Annotated in this window: 15 protein-coding genes; 11 read left to right on the forward strand and 4 right to left on the reverse strand. The window is 46.2% G+C overall.

Features of this window, described 5'->3' with window-relative positions:
- The first annotated feature begins 403 nt into the window (after positions 1–403).
- From L3C95_RS26960 to L3C95_RS27010, 11 genes are all read left to right on the forward strand, one after another.
- A complete protein-coding gene (locus L3C95_RS26960; protein ID WP_236392663.1) occupies positions 404–1150 on the forward strand; it encodes a glycosyltransferase family 2 protein in 747 nt (248 codons plus the stop codon).
- Between the two features lie 30 nt (positions 1151–1180).
- Positions 1181–2863: an LIC_10190 family membrane protein gene (locus tag L3C95_RS26965; RefSeq protein WP_236392665.1), complete on the forward strand. Its 1683-nt coding sequence runs from the start codon at positions 1181–1183 to the stop codon at positions 2861–2863.
- Positions 2864–4137: 1274 nt separating this feature from the next.
- Complete coding sequence (locus L3C95_RS26970; protein WP_236392666.1) at positions 4138–4806, forward strand: DUF4253 domain-containing protein; 669 nt, start codon at positions 4138–4140, stop codon at positions 4804–4806.
- A 327-nt stretch (positions 4807–5133) separates the two neighbouring features.
- A complete protein-coding gene (gene secA / locus L3C95_RS26975; protein WP_236392669.1) occupies positions 5134–8493 on the forward strand; it encodes a preprotein translocase subunit SecA in 3360 nt (1119 codons plus the stop codon).
- Positions 8494–8837: 344 nt separating this feature from the next.
- On the forward strand, positions 8838–9599 hold the full coding sequence (locus L3C95_RS26980; RefSeq protein ID WP_236392671.1) for a carboxypeptidase-like regulatory domain-containing protein: 762 nt from the start codon (positions 8838–8840) through the stop codon (positions 9597–9599).
- Positions 9600–9978: 379 nt separating this feature from the next.
- Complete coding sequence (locus L3C95_RS26985; RefSeq protein ID WP_236392673.1) at positions 9979–10839, forward strand: carboxypeptidase-like regulatory domain-containing protein; 861 nt, start codon at positions 9979–9981, stop codon at positions 10837–10839.
- A gap of 51 nt (positions 10840–10890) precedes the next feature.
- Complete coding sequence (locus L3C95_RS26990; RefSeq protein ID WP_236392675.1) at positions 10891–11685, forward strand: carboxypeptidase-like regulatory domain-containing protein; 795 nt, start codon at positions 10891–10893, stop codon at positions 11683–11685.
- A gap of 6 nt (positions 11686–11691) precedes the next feature.
- A complete protein-coding gene (locus L3C95_RS26995) occupies positions 11692–12492 on the forward strand; it encodes a carboxypeptidase-like regulatory domain-containing protein (protein WP_236392677.1) in 801 nt (266 codons plus the stop codon).
- A 337-nt stretch (positions 12493–12829) separates the two neighbouring features.
- Entirely contained in the window at positions 12830–13477 is a 648-nt protein-coding gene (deoC, locus tag L3C95_RS27000) for a deoxyribose-phosphate aldolase (RefSeq protein WP_236392679.1), read from the forward strand.
- 54 nt (positions 13478–13531) lie between these two features.
- A complete protein-coding gene (locus L3C95_RS27005; RefSeq protein WP_236392681.1) occupies positions 13532–13972 on the forward strand; it encodes an SPOR domain-containing protein in 441 nt (146 codons plus the stop codon).
- Positions 13956–15131: a M20 family metallopeptidase gene (locus tag L3C95_RS27010; protein ID WP_236392682.1), complete on the forward strand. Its 1176-nt coding sequence runs from the start codon at positions 13956–13958 to the stop codon at positions 15129–15131. The genes L3C95_RS27005 and L3C95_RS27010 overlap by 17 nt, the downstream gene beginning before the upstream one ends.
- Before the next feature lie 151 nt (positions 15132–15282).
- Here the strand turns inward: L3C95_RS27010 and L3C95_RS27015 are convergent, their stop codons facing one another.
- From L3C95_RS27015 to L3C95_RS27030, 4 genes are read right to left on the reverse strand one after another with little or no spacing between them, the layout of a single operon-like run.
- Positions 15283–15954 (reverse strand): hypothetical protein, encoded by a 672-nt coding sequence (locus tag L3C95_RS27015; RefSeq protein ID WP_236392684.1) that lies wholly within the window; start codon positions 15952–15954, stop codon positions 15283–15285.
- 18 nt (positions 15955–15972) lie between these two features.
- Positions 15973–16344, reverse strand: coding sequence for a GntR family transcriptional regulator (locus L3C95_RS27020; RefSeq protein ID WP_236392686.1), 372 nt, complete (start codon positions 16342–16344; stop codon positions 15973–15975).
- Positions 16345–16375: 31 nt separating this feature from the next.
- Positions 16376–17203 (reverse strand): hypothetical protein, encoded by an 828-nt coding sequence (locus tag L3C95_RS27025; RefSeq protein WP_236392689.1) that lies wholly within the window; start codon positions 17201–17203, stop codon positions 16376–16378.
- Positions 17204–17217: 14 nt separating this feature from the next.
- Complete coding sequence (locus tag L3C95_RS27030; protein ID WP_236392691.1) at positions 17218–18051, reverse strand: ATP-binding cassette domain-containing protein; 834 nt, start codon at positions 18049–18051, stop codon at positions 17218–17220.
- Positions 18052–18081: the final 30 nt, after the last annotated feature.

Genomic DNA, 18081 nt, shown 5'->3' on the forward strand with positions numbered 1-18081 from the left:
TTCGTGTGATATTTTCGTGAAGGTATTAGGTAGAACTACCTACAAAATTGGCTACTTTTGTCCTACGAAAGTGTTACAATTGACACCATTTAGTATACAGGGAAGCGTTATTTGGGTGATGAATAACAAATAAGAGAAAGATAAACAATAGACTAAGAAACAACTATTTATAAAAAAATAAAGAGCCAAATAAGACTATCCGGCTCTTGTTTTACTATCCTATGAAAACCCTAATAATGTAAAGGTAAAGTGTTGTAACAAATGATAGTGTTAAATGGTCGTTAATAAATAATTTTTTTTTCCAAACGAGCTGACCTATTAATATTTTTTTTCTACATACTTTTTTCGCTTCTTTGCACACGTTTACGGCTAAATGGCCGCAGCTATTAAGAAAATTGTCATTATGTCACAACTGCTTTCCGTGATCATCCCGGCTTACAATGAAGAAAGATATATATACGATATCCTTGAAAGGGTGCAGGCTGTAACGCTGAACGGTGACGTGCAGAAAGAGCTGGTGGTGGTAGATGATCATTCAAAAGACAACACGGGTGGCGAAGTAGAACGTTTCCGCGCGGCCTATCCGCACGTGAAGCTGCAATACGTACGTCACGAAGTAAATAAAGGCAAAGGTGCTGCCCTGCGTACCGGTATCCAGCAGGCCAGCGGCGACTTCACCATTATACAGGACGCTGACCTTGAATATAACCCGGAAGAATATAACCGCTTGCTGAAACCCATGTTACAAGGTGTGGCAGATGTTGTATATGGCTCACGTTTCATGGGAGACGGTCCTCACCGTATCCTCTTCTTCTGGCATACCATCGGAAACAAGGTCCTCACCTTCCTTTCCAATGCGCTCACCAATCTGAACCTGACAGATATGGAGACCTGTTATAAACTGTTCCGCAGCTCCGTTATCAAACAGATCGAACTGAAGGAAAACCGTTTCGGATTTGAGCCGGAGGTAACCGCGAAGATCAGCCGTGTACCAGGCATTCGTATATACGAAGTAGGTATTGCTTATTACGGCCGTACTTATGCGGAAGGAAAAAAGATCAACTATAAAGACGGTTTCCGTGCCATTTACTGCATTCTGAAGTACAATATCTTCTCCAGGCAGAAGAAAGTTGTACAGATCAACAAGTAATCCAATACATCATCTTATCATTCCATTATTATGTTATTCCTGTTAATAAAATTCCTGTATATCGTTATACTGTCATTCCTCTATGGATATACGCTGCAGCAATTTATACATAACAGGATACTGAAAAACATACCCGCACAACCTCATTTCGCCCTCATCACACTCAATGGCTTTTTTGCCATTACTGTCATCGCTTCCTGCCTGTCTGTCTTTATGCCACTGGCCGGTCTGGCACATGGTATACTACTCATTATCGGACTGTTTTGCTATATGTTCCAGCGTACTGCCTTACACAGGCTGGTGTCGGATTATGCAGAACAGGCACGCAGTGCCGGCAAAACCAGGCAGCTGCTCGTCTTCGCCGCCATCATATATGTACTGTACCTGTCGGCACAGCAGCCTTTTACCTACGACGAAGGGCTGTATTATGCACAGTTCATCAAATGGATGCAGCGTTATAAAACAGTACCCGGACTGGCCAACCTGCATGAACGCTTTGGTTATAATTCACACTGGCACGTGCTTTCAGCTGTGTTCAACTTTTCCTGGCTGAATGGTATTGCTGATAACCGCCTGAATGGTGTGTTGTACCTGCTGACCGTCTTATACCTGCTGCCCCGTAAGCAGGATGCCAACTTCATTGCCTTGCTGAAAGCTGGCCTGCTGGTGATGGTCAATATGCCGCAGTTTGGCGCTTACTATATTATTGCTCCCGCTGCAGATACAGCGACATATTATATCAGCTGCCTTGTCATTGTGAGCTGGCTGGAAAAAAGCGCAACAGGAACATCTCCGCTTCAAAGCAACAATGGTGTGTTCATGCTGCTGGCGCCTATTTTCCTGCTGACGGTCAAAGTTTCTTCCATTCCCATACTCGTACTTACAGTGCTGATGTACTGGCAGGTATTACGTCAGAAAAATTATGCGCAGTTACTGGCCCTTTGTGGCATCGGCATCGTGGCAGTGGCGCCCTGGTTAATCAGGAATGTCATTCTTTCCGGTTACCTGCTTTTTCCCATGGAAATGCCGGACTTCTTTCATACCGGATGGGCAGTACCAACAAAAGTGATACGTTCTACCCGGCTGGATATTACGGTCTTTGCCTTTTACCGTATATCAGATATCCCCCGCTATCTTTCCGAGAGTGTTTTACAGCGATTCAGCACCTGGTTCCTGCATAGCCTGCGTATTTATGACAAACTGCTGGTATTGACTATGCTCGCATCGCCGGTACTGGTATTTATCCGTCGTAAGCAATTGCCTGCAGGTTTTGTTCCCCTTTACGTCTTTTTAATACTCGGCTGCTGCTTCTGGCTGAAACAGGCTCCGGATCCCCGCTTCGGCTACAGCTACCTCGCTCCCCTGGCAATACTGACGGCTATACTCTGCTTTCCGAAACTGCAATTACGGCAGGTTCGTATCCCTGTTTTTTGTGTTACATTACTGTTCCTGGCCGGCACACTGGTATTGCGCCATCATCTGCATCAAGTGTTTGTCAGGGAGAAGATGATCTCTGTAACGCCGTCCAATGGCATCCTGTTAATGCCCGTGCCTTATGCACCCATGGAAATCATTCAGCACAATGCGCCTTTTCCGGTGAATACAACGCCTAACGGACTTTGCTGGACTGCTCCCCTCCCCTGCGCGGATCATCTGCCTGAGGGGGTGAAAAGGCGGGGCAATTCTCTGGGTGATGGGTTCGCTCCTGAGTAATGTTTGATCCTTGCTTCGCCGTCGCTTGTTCGTTGCTAGTTCGTTGCTAGTTCGTTGCTTGTTCGTTGCTTGTTCGTCCAGGGTTGTTTTGTTTCCCGGTGTGTTGTCATTCGGGGTTAAAACCGGTTACAAACGCACCGGGGGGTGAAACCGTACGAGCCCGGGGTTACCCCCCGCTACACACGGCACTTAGCGGAGCCGATCGGCGTTCTGTTCCCCGGTTTATTGCGGAGATCTCATCTCTGCCCGCGCTGTGTCGTCTCTGCTTGTTCTCTCCGTCTTCTCTGCCTGGTCTCTGCTTGTTCTCTCAGCTCATATACCAGGCTGTTCTTTTGCCCAAAATACGCTTTAAACATGCCGTATACATGTCGCATCCCCGACGCATCTATGCCTTTAGGTTGGACATGGAAACACGTTCGGTTGTTATTGCGGCACTATAGGTGCAGAATTTTCCATAGGAGGCGCCTTCTCCTGGTCCGGCTGTAAACCGGTTGATCGCGATTGCTGATGCAATGTTAGCCCAATTATTGCCGACACTTTGAACCAGGTCCGTAGGACCCTAAACCATGTCCATAAGACGCCAAAATAAGGGTGCACCATTCAGAAATCCGGTCAACAAAAAATGTTCTTTTACTTCAGAAACCCTTGCATGTTTCCTGCATATGATCTGCATGTGACTAGCATATGACTAGCATATACTTCCGATAATCCTCCGATTCGATCGGAAGATTATCGGAGGTATATGCTAGTCATATGCTAGTTATATGCAACTCAAGTGCCCCCTCTCTTAGTCCTGAAAGTTTACTTTTTCCCGGTTTTGGCTCGCTTTGATACCGCTTTGATACCGCTAATCCTACGTTGATCCTACGTTCATGAACGTAAGATTAACGTAGGATTAGCGGTATCAAAGCGGAACCTTAACGGCAATTGTCTTAGTCAGTCTTAGTACAGGGGAACTTTACAGTTTTTAAGGTGAGGATCAGGATTGGCTTTACAGGTGATTGTAAATTCAGTATGGACTTTACAGCTGTGCAAATTACGCTTTACACAGCTATTTCTTCCACTTTTACCTTGTTTCCAGCCTTCCATTTTCGCTTTAATACACTGTGCTGGTACGGAAGAATTTTTATTGTGAAGGTGTAGGATTGACTTTACTGATACCCGACCGCCGTTCTGTCTGAAAATACGAAAGCGACACAATGCGTAGTGACAATTCTTCATCAGTCCGCTATGTAAACATTTTGTACTTTTATTTAATATTTCAGTAATATCCTATGAGTAGAATCCTATTATCCTTATCGCTGGCAACAGTGTTGTGTGGTTGTGGCGTATCCGGAAAACAGAAATTTCCTTCATCGACAAAAGACTACGCACTGGCAGATGCAATGCATTACGACCATGCAATTATTGACGCACTAAGAGAAACAGTATCAGGCAGCATTAACAGATTAAAACCTACTACAGACGAGGCGATCGACAACACAAAACTGGGAGAGGCGCTGCAATTCGAGTATGAAGTGAATGCAGATAATGCGGAACATTATGAGCAGCTCAGAACATCATTAAAAAAGCAGGGATATCTGCTGTTTAAATCGGAAGAAAATTTTGGTACTACTCCCGATAAATTTGCAGTCCTGAAAAGCAAGGATCAATTCGATATCGTAAAATTCCGGGCTACTACGGGAGCGAATTACAACATCAGCAATGACAGCATCATGTTGAAACTGCATGAATGGTACGAACAACAACCTTTTGAGATCACGGGAGCAGACGCCGACTGGGTGGAGGTACATTTGCTCAGACTTACAGCCCCTGCCTCGCTCTCATTTGCGAACGAAGTAGCTGCATTCTGCCCTGACCTGACCGAACAGGGCACTGAAACGGTAGAAAACCTGGCCGCTGAAATGCTGCAAACCAGGCGTTTATTTCTCTGGTGGGATTAAATAACAGTATTTTAACATTCGAAGCCGTCCTGTTCAGTCAGGGCGGCTTTTTTGCAGCCTATACCTGCGTTAGAGCCTTTGAAACGGCCCAGCCCTGCTGCTTTCCCCTTAAAATTGCCTTCCTGCTGCCATAATACGGCATTTAGCCTTCACTATGTGCAAATAATTCATAATTTTACAGGCCTTGCCAAAACCGGGTTTCAGTCTGACAGCTTGTCATCCGATGTTGCATAAGCACAATATTTGGGTAAGGTAGTCAAGCAGGATGGGGCTATTTCGTCCGTTGACTGTACAACTGTTTTAACAATCATTCGTAATAAACACAACATGTTAGGTTTTTTAACTAAACTTTTTGGCGGGCACAAGTCGGAGAGAGATATCAAAGCCATCGAGCCTTTGGTGAGGCAGATCAATGAAGCGTTTGAAAAACTGCAATCCCTTCCTGTAGACCAGCTGCGCAACAAAACGCAGGAGTTCCGCCTGCGTATCAGTACGCATCTGTCAAAAATCGACGGTACCATTGCCGAAAAGAAAGCTGCGGCTGAAAATGTACATGACGTAGCAGAGAAAGACACTATCTATCAGGAGATTGATAAACTAAAGAAAGATCGTGATACGCAACTGGAAGAAGTACTGAAGGAGATCATGCCTGAAGCCTTCGCCGTTGTAAAAGAAACTGCACGCCGCTTTTCACAGAATGCCACCATCACGGCTACGGCTACCCCGTTGGACCGGCAGCTGGCAGTGAAAAAGGATTATGTCACTATAGAAGGTGACAATGTGACGTGGAAGAACAGCTGGAGTGCAGCCGGTAATATTGTTACCTGGAACATGATCCACTATGATGTACAGCTCATAGGTGGTATCGTGCTCCATCAGGGTAAAATCTCTGAAATGGCTACGGGTGAAGGTAAAACCCTCGTATCTACCCTCCCTGCTTACCTGAACGCCCTGGGCGGTGAAGGTGTGCATGTGGTAACTGTGAACGACTACCTGGCCCGTCGTGACTCCGAATGGAACGGCCCTATCTTCGAATTCCTCGGCATTACAGTAGATTGTATCGATAAACACCAGCCTAATACCCCTGAACGCCGTAATGCGTATCTGGCGGATATTACCTATGGTACAAATAACGAGTTCGGCTTTGACTACCTGCGTGATAATATGGTGCATAGCCCTGACGAAATGGTACAGCGTAAACACCACTTCGCTATGGTCGATGAGGTGGATAGCGTACTGATCGACGATGCGCGTACCCCGCTCATCATCTCCGGTCCTATCCCGCGTGGGGAAGAACAGGAGTTCTACGCACTGAAGCCACGTATCCAGCAGCTGGTGGAAGCACAGCGCAGAGCAACCAACCAGTTCCTGATCGAAGCTAAAAAACTGATCGCTGAAGGCAAAGACGATCCGAAAACCGGCGGTCTGGCCCTGATGCGTGCATGGCGTGGTTTACCAAAGAACAGCGCCCTGATCAAATACCTCAGCGAACCTGGCATAAAAGTGCTGTTGCAGAAAGCTGAAAACTACTACCTGGCAGATCAGCAACGTGAAATGCCAAAAGTAGATGAAGAACTGTACTTCACTATCGACGAAAAGAATAACAGCGTTGACCTGACTGAAAAAGGTATCGGTCTGATCACCAAAGCCGGTGAAGACCCTCACTTCTTCATCATGCCTGACGTTGGTTCCGAGATAGCAGAGATAGAAAAGAGCAAAGAATCCGCAGATGAAAAGCTTCGCCGCAAAGAAGCGCTCCTGCAGGACTTCGCTCAGAAATCAGACCGTATCCACTCCGTTCAGCAGTTGCTGAAAGCATATACCCTCTTTGATAAAGACGTGGAATATGTAGTGATGGAAGGTAAAGTGAAAATAGTAGACGAGCAGACAGGTCGTATCCTGGATGGCCGTCGTTACTCCGATGGTCTGCACCAGGCAATCGAAGCAAAGGAAAATGTGAAAGTAGAAGCCGCCACACAGACCTTCGCTACCGTAACCCTGCAGAACTACTTCCGTATGTATCACAAACTGGCAGGTATGACCGGTACGGCTACCACAGAAGCAGGTGAGTTCTGGGAGATCTACAAGCTGGATGTGGTAACCATTCCAACCAACCTGCCGATCACCCGTAAGGATGCGGAAGACCTGGTGTACAAAACCAAACGCGATAAGTACAAAGCTGTTATAGAAGAGATCAAGGTATTGCAGACTGCTGGCCGTCCGGTACTGGTAGGTACCACCTCCGTAGAGGTATCCGAATTGCTGAGCAAGATGCTCACCTTCGAAAAGGTACCGCACAATGTATTGAACGCGAAACAGCACGCACGTGAAGCACAGATCGTAGCAGAGGCTGGTCTGGCCGGCGCTGTGACCATCGCTACCAACATGGCGGGTCGTGGTACGGATATCAAGCTCGGCGCTGGTGTGAAAGAAGCTGGTGGTCTTGCCATCATCGGTACTGAACGCCATGAAAGCCGCCGTGTAGACCGTCAGTTACGTGGTCGTGCAGGTCGTCAGGGAGATCCCGGTACTTCACAGTTCTTCGTATCTCTGGAAGATGACCTGATGCGTATGTTCGGTTCCGACCGTATTGCCGGTCTGATGGACCGTATGGGCTATAAAGAAGGAGAAGTGATCCAGCACAGCATGATCACCAAATCTATCGAAAGAGCACAGCGTAAAGTAGAAGAGAACAACTTCGGTATCCGTAAGCGTCTCCTCGAATACGATGACGTAATGAACAAACAGCGTACTGTGATCTACAACAAACGTAATCACGCCCTGTTTGGCGAACGTCTGGCTATTGACATCGACAACGCCTTCTACGATGTGGCAGAAAACCTGGTGACCACTCACAAGGATTCCGGTGATCATGAAGCCTTCAAAGTGGATGTGATCGTCAACTTTGCTATCGATACCGACATCACCCAGGAAGACCTGGCCCGTGTAGATATCAATACACTCGCTACCCGTCTCTATCAGCAGGCGAAAGAAAGCTACGAGCGTAAAACAACTGAACTTGCGGAGAACACACTGCCGGTTATTGAGCAGATCTACCGCGAACAGGGACATCATATCGAGAATATCTCTATCCCATTCACTGATGGCAAGAGAGGTATGAACGTGCTGGCTAATCTGCAGAAGGTAGTAGACACCAAAGGTTACGAAACTATCAATGCACTGGAACGCAGCATTACGCTTTCACTGATCGACGATGCGTGGAAAGAACACCTGCGTGCTATGGACGACCTGAAACAATCCGTTCAGGGAGCCGTATACGAACAGAAAGATCCATTGCTGATCTATAAATTCGAAGCATTCAACCTCTTCAAAGACCTGAATGCAGAAACCAGCCGTGAGATCGTTTCCTTCCTCTGCAGATCTGGTATTCCTGTTCAGGAAGACAATCGTCCTCCTCAGCAGCAGCAGCAACAGGTGCAGGAACGTCCTGCGCAACCACAGATCCGTGAAGGGCATGAAGAAAAGACTGATATGAGCCGTATGCGTGCTTCTCATCAGGAATTCGAAAGCAGTAACGGTCATACGATGGTAGCAGAAGAATATGCCACCAATGCTGAACCGGCAAAACAGGAACCCGTGAAAGCAGGTCCGAAAGTTGGCAGGAATGATCCTTGTCCTTGCGGAAGCGGTAAGAAGTTTAAACAATGTCACGGAAAAGATCTCTAATTCCGTAGAGATATAAAGAAAGGGCCTGTATCAATATATGATACAGGCCCTTTTTCATTTGTATACCTGAATATTTTTCCCTTTTGTTAGCGTTTTTTTGGTAGATTTGGTTACACGTCAGTCTTATTGCTTTTGGCGACAACCAGCATGGTATAAAGACACTATAAGATTCACCTCAAAGGATCATACGACCCCATTATCAACAGTTTTTATTTCTCATAATTCGTCACGCGGCGGGGCTTGCGGTTGTAGTAACTGCCCGATTTGCCAACGCCAGGATATACCACCACGCAAGGCTATTGTAATTATGCATCCATTTCACAGGTAACTAAAACCTCTTATGTATGACCACCAAAATCATCCTCAGCTTATGCTGTCTGATAGCATTCTATTCAATATCATCATGTACTAAAGATGACCTGAAACGTAAAGGAGACATCACTGGTAAAGTAGTCGTGTATGACTCACTGGGAAGGCCGCTTAGCGATTATTCCGGTGTACAGGTGATAATAGATTCCACGAACCGGTCAACGCTCACTGATGCCAGTGGCGCTTACGTTTTCCACCGTGTGCCTGCCGGCATATATAATTTTTCATTTAAGAAAGAAGGTTATGGTACTTATCGTATCATTCGCCAGCAGCATGCTGGCGGGTCACAACCCACGCGTCTGGATACTGCAGATGTAGGTAAGATCTACGATGGTCCGCCGGTAACGCTTTACACCATCATTTCACTGGGAGGGCCCAATAGCACCGAGCGATTCACATATACTGAATTTGCCGCTCCCTTTCGTATTCCTGCGCCCACCGTATTGTATATCAGTAATCAGCCGGAAATTTCTTCAACAAACTTCGTCATCAACATCAGATATACTAATGCCTTTATTCCCGAAGGGAATATGGCCTACCAAACCGAGTCATTTCAGCCTTATGTAGCGGTCCACCCGATCCTGCACAATTCACCATATCTCAAAGCAGTCCTGGCATTTGACAACGTCAGGGACATTCATTACATAGATGAAGAGGGGCGTACAATATATCCATGCACCGGCAAAATATTTGAAGAGCCGCCGACGTCACGCACAGGTGCTAAAGTGAAAAGGTAACTACCGGGACATCTTTATTACTTACCTGTAGCCTGTCTTCGTCAACGCTTCAGATTTTTTTTCATTTCCCGACAGACGAAAGGTTTTTTTGCGTAGATTTGATTAAGCGAATTCGCTATTGCTATGTAGAACCAAAGAATGGCTCAAGAATACTCGTTAAAGATCAACCTCAAAAAATCATCAATTCAACCCCAGTAATCAGTAATTTATTTTTCTATTAACCTTATCATCATGAAGCAGCGTTTATTGCTGTTATAAGTTTCACGTTGGCCTTTTACCGCCGGAATATATGTAGGACACAATACGATTTAGTTATATGACTCAAGGATGCAATGTCATGGTAATATCTGTTTGAACACTTCGATTAACCTCTTAATGTATGACCTCCAAAATCCTCTTCAGCTTATGCTGTCTGGTAGCACTTTATTCACTGTTCTCGTGTACAAGAGAAGACCTGCAAGGACCTCCCGGGCCGCCTGGTGATACGGGAATGTACGTCCCTCTCAGCGGTGATATCAGGGGCAGCGTGATCGTGTACGATTCAACGGGAAAAGCCCTTGCCGATCATTCAGGCGTGATCGTAACAATTGATTCCACCGATCTGAAAGACACTACTGATGCCAGCGGTGACTACAACTTTAGCCAGGTGCCAGCGGGTCGGTATAACTTCTCTTACAGTAAGCCAGGTTATGGTACATACCGTATCATCCGGCAACTGCATCCGGGCGGGGCACAGGCTACGCAGGTGGCTAATGCGGATGTAGGGCAGATCTATTATGGTCCGCCGCCAAACTACGTTACGTGGATGGGCTTCGGAAGTCCTACCCGTCATGAGATCTACCCCTACGCAACGTTTCAGGCTCCCATGCAGATACCTGCGGCGCTGGTATTATATATGACTGTTCATGGGTCGCCCAAGACAGACTTTGTCACCACTCAGCGGGATTATATACCAATAGACAACTATCCCTACGAATATTTCGGCTCAGAAATTTCTCCGTATACGATATACTCAGACACCGTGTTGGCCAAGGCAAATACCATCTATTTCTCGCTGGCATTTGACAACCCCAAAGATATTAACTACATAGATGAACGGGGCAAAAGAATATACCCCTGTACAAGTCCGATACTGGGCTCCTTTGGCCTGTCGCCATGGGACTTCTCACCTCCGTTTGGGGCAAGAAGACAAAGCAATGATGGCATTTATCCATTGCTACGAAACTTCCGTTTGAAATAATGCCAGGTATACGCAACCAGGAACACCATCATTCATTATTAATTCATCCACATGAAAAATATTATATTCCTCTCGTTCTTTCTATGCCTGATCATGGCATGCGTTAAAGAGGGACCTCCCGGTCCTAAAGGACCCGATGGCCCACCATATACATGGCCACCTGGAAATATTACAGGGTATATTGAATTCCGCGATCAGTTCGGCGCGCTACTCTTCACAGTCGAAAAGGACAGTGTGCTGGTACAGACGTATAATGCTGACAGCGTTTTCAGGGCTTATACAGACAGTACCGGGTATTTCATTCTCAGTGATGTACCGCCGGGGAATTATGACATCAGCATATCAAAAGCGGGCTATGATTCCTTACATATGTATGTAAAACACGCGGGCGGGGAAATAGACAAATTCACGGGCACTACCTCTATGAGTCAGCCTATAACGACCAGATTCGTATCTATAACCGCCCAGGCCCTCATTGATATCAGTTCCAACGTTATCCGTGTGAATGCGCAGGCAGTATTTGAATGGCCAAAGCCTCCGGGTAAACTGGTATCTGGTTTCAGGTTCTTCCTTGACAGATCTGCCGTTCCGGGCGACGGTAGGTTAGCTTTTGACGTTCCGGCGCAATGGATATCGGACATTGATGGAGTTACCGGAAGAGCAATAGCGACTTTCCAACTCCCCATCACCACGGTTCCCTCAGGCACTCAACTCTACGTGACTGCAGCTGCAGCGCCACCAGCCACCGCCTACAAACCATGGCTTGACTATACAAGTGGTGCTCAGATCCCGTATCCGTATCTGGGAGATTCCATTAAAACCATCATTACTTACATTGAAGAATAGCCTTATATGAAACAGATAATATTAGTGTTGTCCTGCTGTCTTTTTATGACAGCCTGCGTAAACTGGGATATTACAGGTCCTGCGGGTCCTGAAGGACTTCCCGGACCTCCGGGGCAAAAGCCGCCCGGTGCTGACACTTCTTCTATCCTTGGAAGGGTATTTACTTTCAATCAATTTACAGTTCCAATATGGCCGGTGGATAGTGTCAAAATAACTTTACATCTGAGCGCTGATTCTACACTTGAAACAATGGCTGATACAGCCGGCTACTACCGGTTCAATGGCATCAGCACAGGCACCTATAATCTGACCTATAGCCGTAGCGGTTTTGGTGAGATGAAGGTATTTGGTCAGACACATATTTCCGGTGGTACATTGAATACCACCGTACAGGAAGTGTCGATCGTACAGATCGCCACACAGAACCTTCCTGATTCGGCCTGGTTTGGCCAGCCTATATCACCTGACTACATTAGCTTCAGATTCACAACAACGCCTTCAAACTTCTCGATGGCCAACCAGAATTATCTGGTCTTTTTTTCCAAACATGCAAATGTCAGTGACAGAGACTACCTGTTCAAGATGGAGTACCAGTCAATCTATACTCAGAAGTCATTACTGGCGCCTTACTTCTCTCCTGGTGATTCTATGTATGCACGGGTATATCTGTTCCCGAGATATTTCTATACACCAGTATCATCAGTGACTATGATCAGACCGGGCACTTCTTACATCGACCCCTCCACCGGAGAATTGGTATATCCATTCAGAAACAGCCAGTCGGCATTGGCGGCGGGAGTCTTTTAACACTTCAATAAACAGTAAAACATGACCCAAAAAATCTTACACAGCTTATGCTGTTTCGCAGTCTTTGGCAGGCCGTACCATCCACCCCTGTACGGGTAGAATGCTGGGATCATTGGTATTGTATGGAGCATTATTTGAGGAGAACCCTTACAGCAGCAGGCAAGCCGGCGAGGGTGTACAACTGCGGTTCCGGCATCGATAACGCATCGCATTTTTTATACGGTATACATGATGTTTCAGGCAGCGCTGTCCAGTGCTGCCTGATCTGTTAATATTGTACCCCTCCCGTTACCCGATTTCCGGATTTCCCTTACTTTCGTGGCCGAAACCTGTCACAATGAAACTCAACAGATACATAGACCATACCGTTCTCAAGCCAACGACGACACTGGAAGACATTAAGAAGCTCTGTATGGAAGCGGTGGAATATGACTTTGCCGCAGTATGCATTCCTCCACCTTTTGTAAAACTGGCGAAGACCTTTGTAGGTAGTACAACGACAAAGGTGGCTACCGTTACGGGGTTCCCTTTCGGTTATTCTGCTATCGAAGCGAAGGTAGCAGAAACAGTGCTGGCCATTGTAGATGGAGCAGACGAGATTGATATGGTAGCCAATATACTGGCCATCCGGAATAAGGACTGGGAATATGTGGAGAAAGAGATCGCGACCATTATGCCGATCGTCCGCAACCATAAGAAGGTGATCAAGGTGATCATTGAAAGTGGCATATTATTGGAAGAAGAGATCGTACAGTGCTGCCAGCTGTATGCTAAATACCAGGTAGATTTTGTAAAGACCTCTACCGGGTATGCGGAAAAGGGAGCGACCGTTGCTGCCGTACACCTGATGAGGGCCAACTTGCCGGCAAATATTCAGATAAAAGCTTCCGGCGGTATTCGTACCTTTGCCTTTGCTAAGGAACTGATTGACGCTGGCGCCACGAGGATAGGGACTAGCAATGGAGTGGCACTCATGAAAGAATAGTTACGATAATGGCAGGGTACTGCCCCTCGTAATTATCCGCCTAAACAGATGAATATGAAACACTTAATATTATTATTCTCCGGATTGCTGATCGGAGGCCTGGCCATTGCCCAGGAAGCGCCAATAGCCAGCACAGGTGGTGTGAAGGTGGTAAAAGACCCTCGCCTCGACCTGCTGATCAGGAAGCAGATCTACATCAATACCCTGGCCATCCGTAATCAGCCGGGATTCAGGGTACAGGTTATCTCTACCAACAAAAGAAATGAGGCCAACGATATAAAGGCCCGTGTAATGCAATTATATCCCGATTACCGCACTTATATGGATTACCAGGCGCCTTATTTCAAGGTGCGCGTGGGTGACTTTAAAAGCAGGGAAGAGGCAGCCGAACTAAGGGAAAAACTCTCTGACAATTTCCCGGGCGGCGTATTTGTAGTACCAGCCATCATTAATGTGTCACCAGAGAAAGAAGCCGGGAATGAAGAATCGTATTAAAGAACTGGCGCAGCAGTATGCGCCGGAGTTCGTTGCTATCCGCCGTCACATCCACTCCCATCCTGAATTATCCTTCCAGGAATATGAAACATCCAAATTCCTGCAACAGAAACTGGATGAATTTGGAGTATCCTATACAGCTGGTATTGCCGGAACCGGTATTATCGCTACTATAGCTGGAAAAAATCCATCTTCCAAAACCATCGCCTTAAGGGCAGACATTGACGCACTTCCCATCACGGAAGCCAATGATGTGCCTTATAAATCGCTCAATACCGGTGTCATGCATGCCTGCGGACATGACGTGCACACTACCTGCGTGTTGGGTGCTACGCGCATTCTGCAGCAGCTGAAGGATGAATTTGAGGGAACCATCAAAGTATTGTTCCAGCCCGGTGAGGAGAAACATCCGGGAGGAGCCAGTCTGATGATACAGGAAGGCGCATTGGAAAATCCGCGCCCCGACGCTATCCTGGGCATGCACGTGCAGCCGTCTATGGAAGCCGGTAAACTGGGTTTCAGAGCAGGACAATATATGGCCAGCGCAGATGAGATCTATATAACCATCAAGGGTAAGGGCGGTCATGCGGCATTACCTCATCTTACGGTAGATACCATCCTGGTGGCATCTCACCTGGTGGTGAGCTTACAGCAGGTCATCAGCCGTAACAATAATCCCTTCTCCCCTTCTGTACTGAGTATCTGCGCTTTCAACGGCGGTTATACGACTAATGTTATTCCCAGCGAGGTAAAACTGATGGGCACCTTCCGTGCCATGGATGAAACCTGGCGCTTCAAAGCCCATGAGATCATCAAAAAACAGGCTACAGAACTGGCCCATGCCATGGGCGCCGAAATAGATATTGAGATACTGGTAGGCTACCCCTGCCTGTATAACAATGAAGCGGTGACCGGCAAAGCACGTTCCCTGGCGGAAGAGTACCTGGGATTGCCTAACGTGGAGGATACGGAGGTGCGTATGGGAGCAGAGGATTTTGCATTCTATTCCCAGATCGTACCGGCCTGCTTTTTCAGACTGGGTACAGGTAATATAGCACGTGGCATCACTTCCGGTGTACACACGCCTACCTTCGATGTGGATGAAAGCGCTATTGAAGTAGGTATAGGTACAATGGCCTATTTAGCCACTCAATTCTGATAACAACAACTATATGATATTACAAAGGCCGGGATGCATATCCTGGCCTTTTTCATTACCTAATTGTATTGTTAATATTTAAAGAAAAGAGGCCTGCTGGAAAGCGGGCCTCTATCAACATAGCCTTTTTGTCTTTCGTTATCGAAGATGTTTATTTGATCTGTTTCATGCTGGTTAAAGATTCGCCCCTCAACTCCAGTTCCCGCAGGCTGTCTACAGCCATTGATACACGGCCATAAGGCACTTCGTATGACTTTAACACGCTGGATTTCCCTAATTGCAGGTGGATGGAATCAACCAGGCTCTTATTACCCATTGCTATAAATTCATTCTCTTCCCCGCCTGTTACATCCAGTACATTCACGTTCATATCGATCAGTTCAATACGACATGATTTACCTGCCAGTATGTTCAGGGAAGGGAGTTTAAACTCCCGCACAGAGATGCCTGTTCCTTCAGATAAGATCACTGTCTGCAATGCCGGACATTGCAGCGTAAAGTGCTCGCCATCTTTCAATTTGATAAACATCGTATCATTTTGAGTGCGATAATCGAACCGCTGGTCTTTTTCACCCCAAAAAGAGATCTGATATTTTTCGTCGCTGTCTACAGTCAGACGGTCGCTCGATGTGCCCTCTATCTTCAATACTTTGAATGCGTTGACAGCAATTTTATGTTCTTTGCTGTTATTATTATCATCAGTCAGCAAACCATCTCCGCTTTTGCCTCTTTTATAATTTGCCCACATCACTGTATCGGAGAGCAGCATCAGCAACACGATCAGTCCCACGAAAGAGAGTAATAATTTATTACTGGTCTTCATAAATTTCTTTTTAATAAATTATCTGAAATGAGATTTTTTATATTTCTCGTAGTGTGTTTTTAATTCATCCAGTTCGATATCCAGCAGGTAGATATTGCGGAAGAACTGTGGCAGCTCATTGGCCAGGAAGCGTTCTTTCTTCAGTTGCTTTATTTTCTTTCCTGCGTTGGTAGCCACGAAGTAACCGATCCCTCTTTTGTTATAGATGATCTCGTACTGCTGCAGATATTCACAGGTGCGCATAACAGTATTGGGGTTCACTTCCAGCTGCACTGCCAGCTCGCGCACAGAAGGAATTCTATCTTCCGTCTTCCACTTATCCAACAATATCTGTTCACACATATGATCTGCGATCTGGAGATAAATCGCTTGTGATTCTTTGAATTCCATAAACAATTTTTTTAAACGGGCATAACCTTAATTACATCTCTTTATCTCTTAGCCGCATGTATCCCAAGGTCCAGATCATAGGCGTGAGCAGGTATTTCGCGAAGAATAACAACCCGTCTCTCATTGATGATGGCAACATCAGGAATTTGTGTGTCTGGGGCTCGTATTGTGAAGGATGTTCGCCCAACATTATGTTAATGCCGATGAATGGGAAATGAGCGTTCCAGCTAACCATGCGGTTGCCAAAGAAGGCATAAGAGAAGAGCATATTCAGGAAGTAGAGCGACAGCAGGAACACCACAAAGAGGAATACTGTTTTGATCAAACTATACTTCTGAAAATAAACAGCACCCAGCAACATGACAGCTTGTGCGAATAACCATGCGTAGTAGAAGTACACCAGATGATCATCCGCAAATGCCTGACCAAGATCATTTTTCATATGTTGGCCGGTATTCCGTGCCAGGATCGCGTCTATACCAAGATAAGCGAGATAAAAAGCGATATGATAGAGCACCAGGAAACCTATTGTCGTCACCAGTAATGTGCTCAGATATTTCTCCAGTTGTGAAGCCGGAAATAAGAGGTAATCTATTCCCTGCTGTTTATTAGACAGCTCACTGAAGGAAAGGCTTGTGAAGATGAGTCCTGTTGTGAACAATCCCATAAAATACATGGGTATTAATCTGCTGATGGCAGGTTGTACCCTGAAATTGTCGGATAAGTTGAATAGCAGTATTGTTATCAACAACACTGTCAAAACAATTACTGACATACCATAGATGCGGTAATTGTCGACCAGATGCTTTCGCATATAGAGGCCAAAACGGCCTGCACTAAAAACGTTATTTGTTTGCATAAGGAGTTACAGTGTTAGTTAAAGATTTGAGAGATGCTTTCACGTTTTTCCAGTACAGCATTGAACAGCAGTTCCATATCAATGCGACTGTGCTCTGCACCTTCATTTGGTGTGATAATGGCATGTCCGCGGATGGAGCTATCGGAGAACAGTACATTCCTGGCATCAGCCATATTCGTTACGTTCTTAAAACAGAGCCTGTCGGTAACTGCTTCTACGTTCTGGCGGAAGATGATCTTATGATCATCGATGATCACGATGCTGTCAATCAGGTTATCCAGATCGCGCACCTGGTGAGTAGATATCACGATGCATCTATCATCGCTTACGGCAGCAGCGATCACTTTACGGAACTGGCTTTTGGAGGGAATGTCCAGGCCATTGGTAGGTTCGTCCAGTATCAATGCTTTCGTATTAGTGGCCAGGGCAAAGCTGATCAGCACTTTCTTTTTTTGTCCGTAAGACATTTCGGTTAGTCGCTGGTCTACCGGAATGTGGAATTCTTCCAGGTAGTTATGAAACGCTTTGCGGTCGAAATGAGGGTAGAAAGGAGCATAGGTACTAAGATATCGTTTGATGTGTACCTGTGGCAGGTAAAATTCTTCAGGGACCATAAACAGGTTCTGCAAAAAAGCCGGTTGCCGGTAGCGGGCTTCAAAGCCCATCACATTGCAATGGCCTTGCTGTGGAAATAGTAAACCGGCCATATGCTTTAGCAGGCTGGATTTACCGGCTCCATTCTTGCCCAGTAAACCGTAGATGTGGCCAGCTTCCAGTTGCAGGTTCAGATTCTCGAAGAGGGGTTTGTTCTTGCGGTAGCTAAATGAGAGATTCTGGATGGATATCATAGCTTAGTGATTTAGTGTACTACATATCTA

Source organism: Chitinophaga filiformis (assembly GCF_021646545.1).
In the GTDB taxonomy this organism is placed as follows: Bacteria; Bacteroidota; Bacteroidia; order Chitinophagales; family Chitinophagaceae; genus Chitinophaga; species Chitinophaga filiformis_A.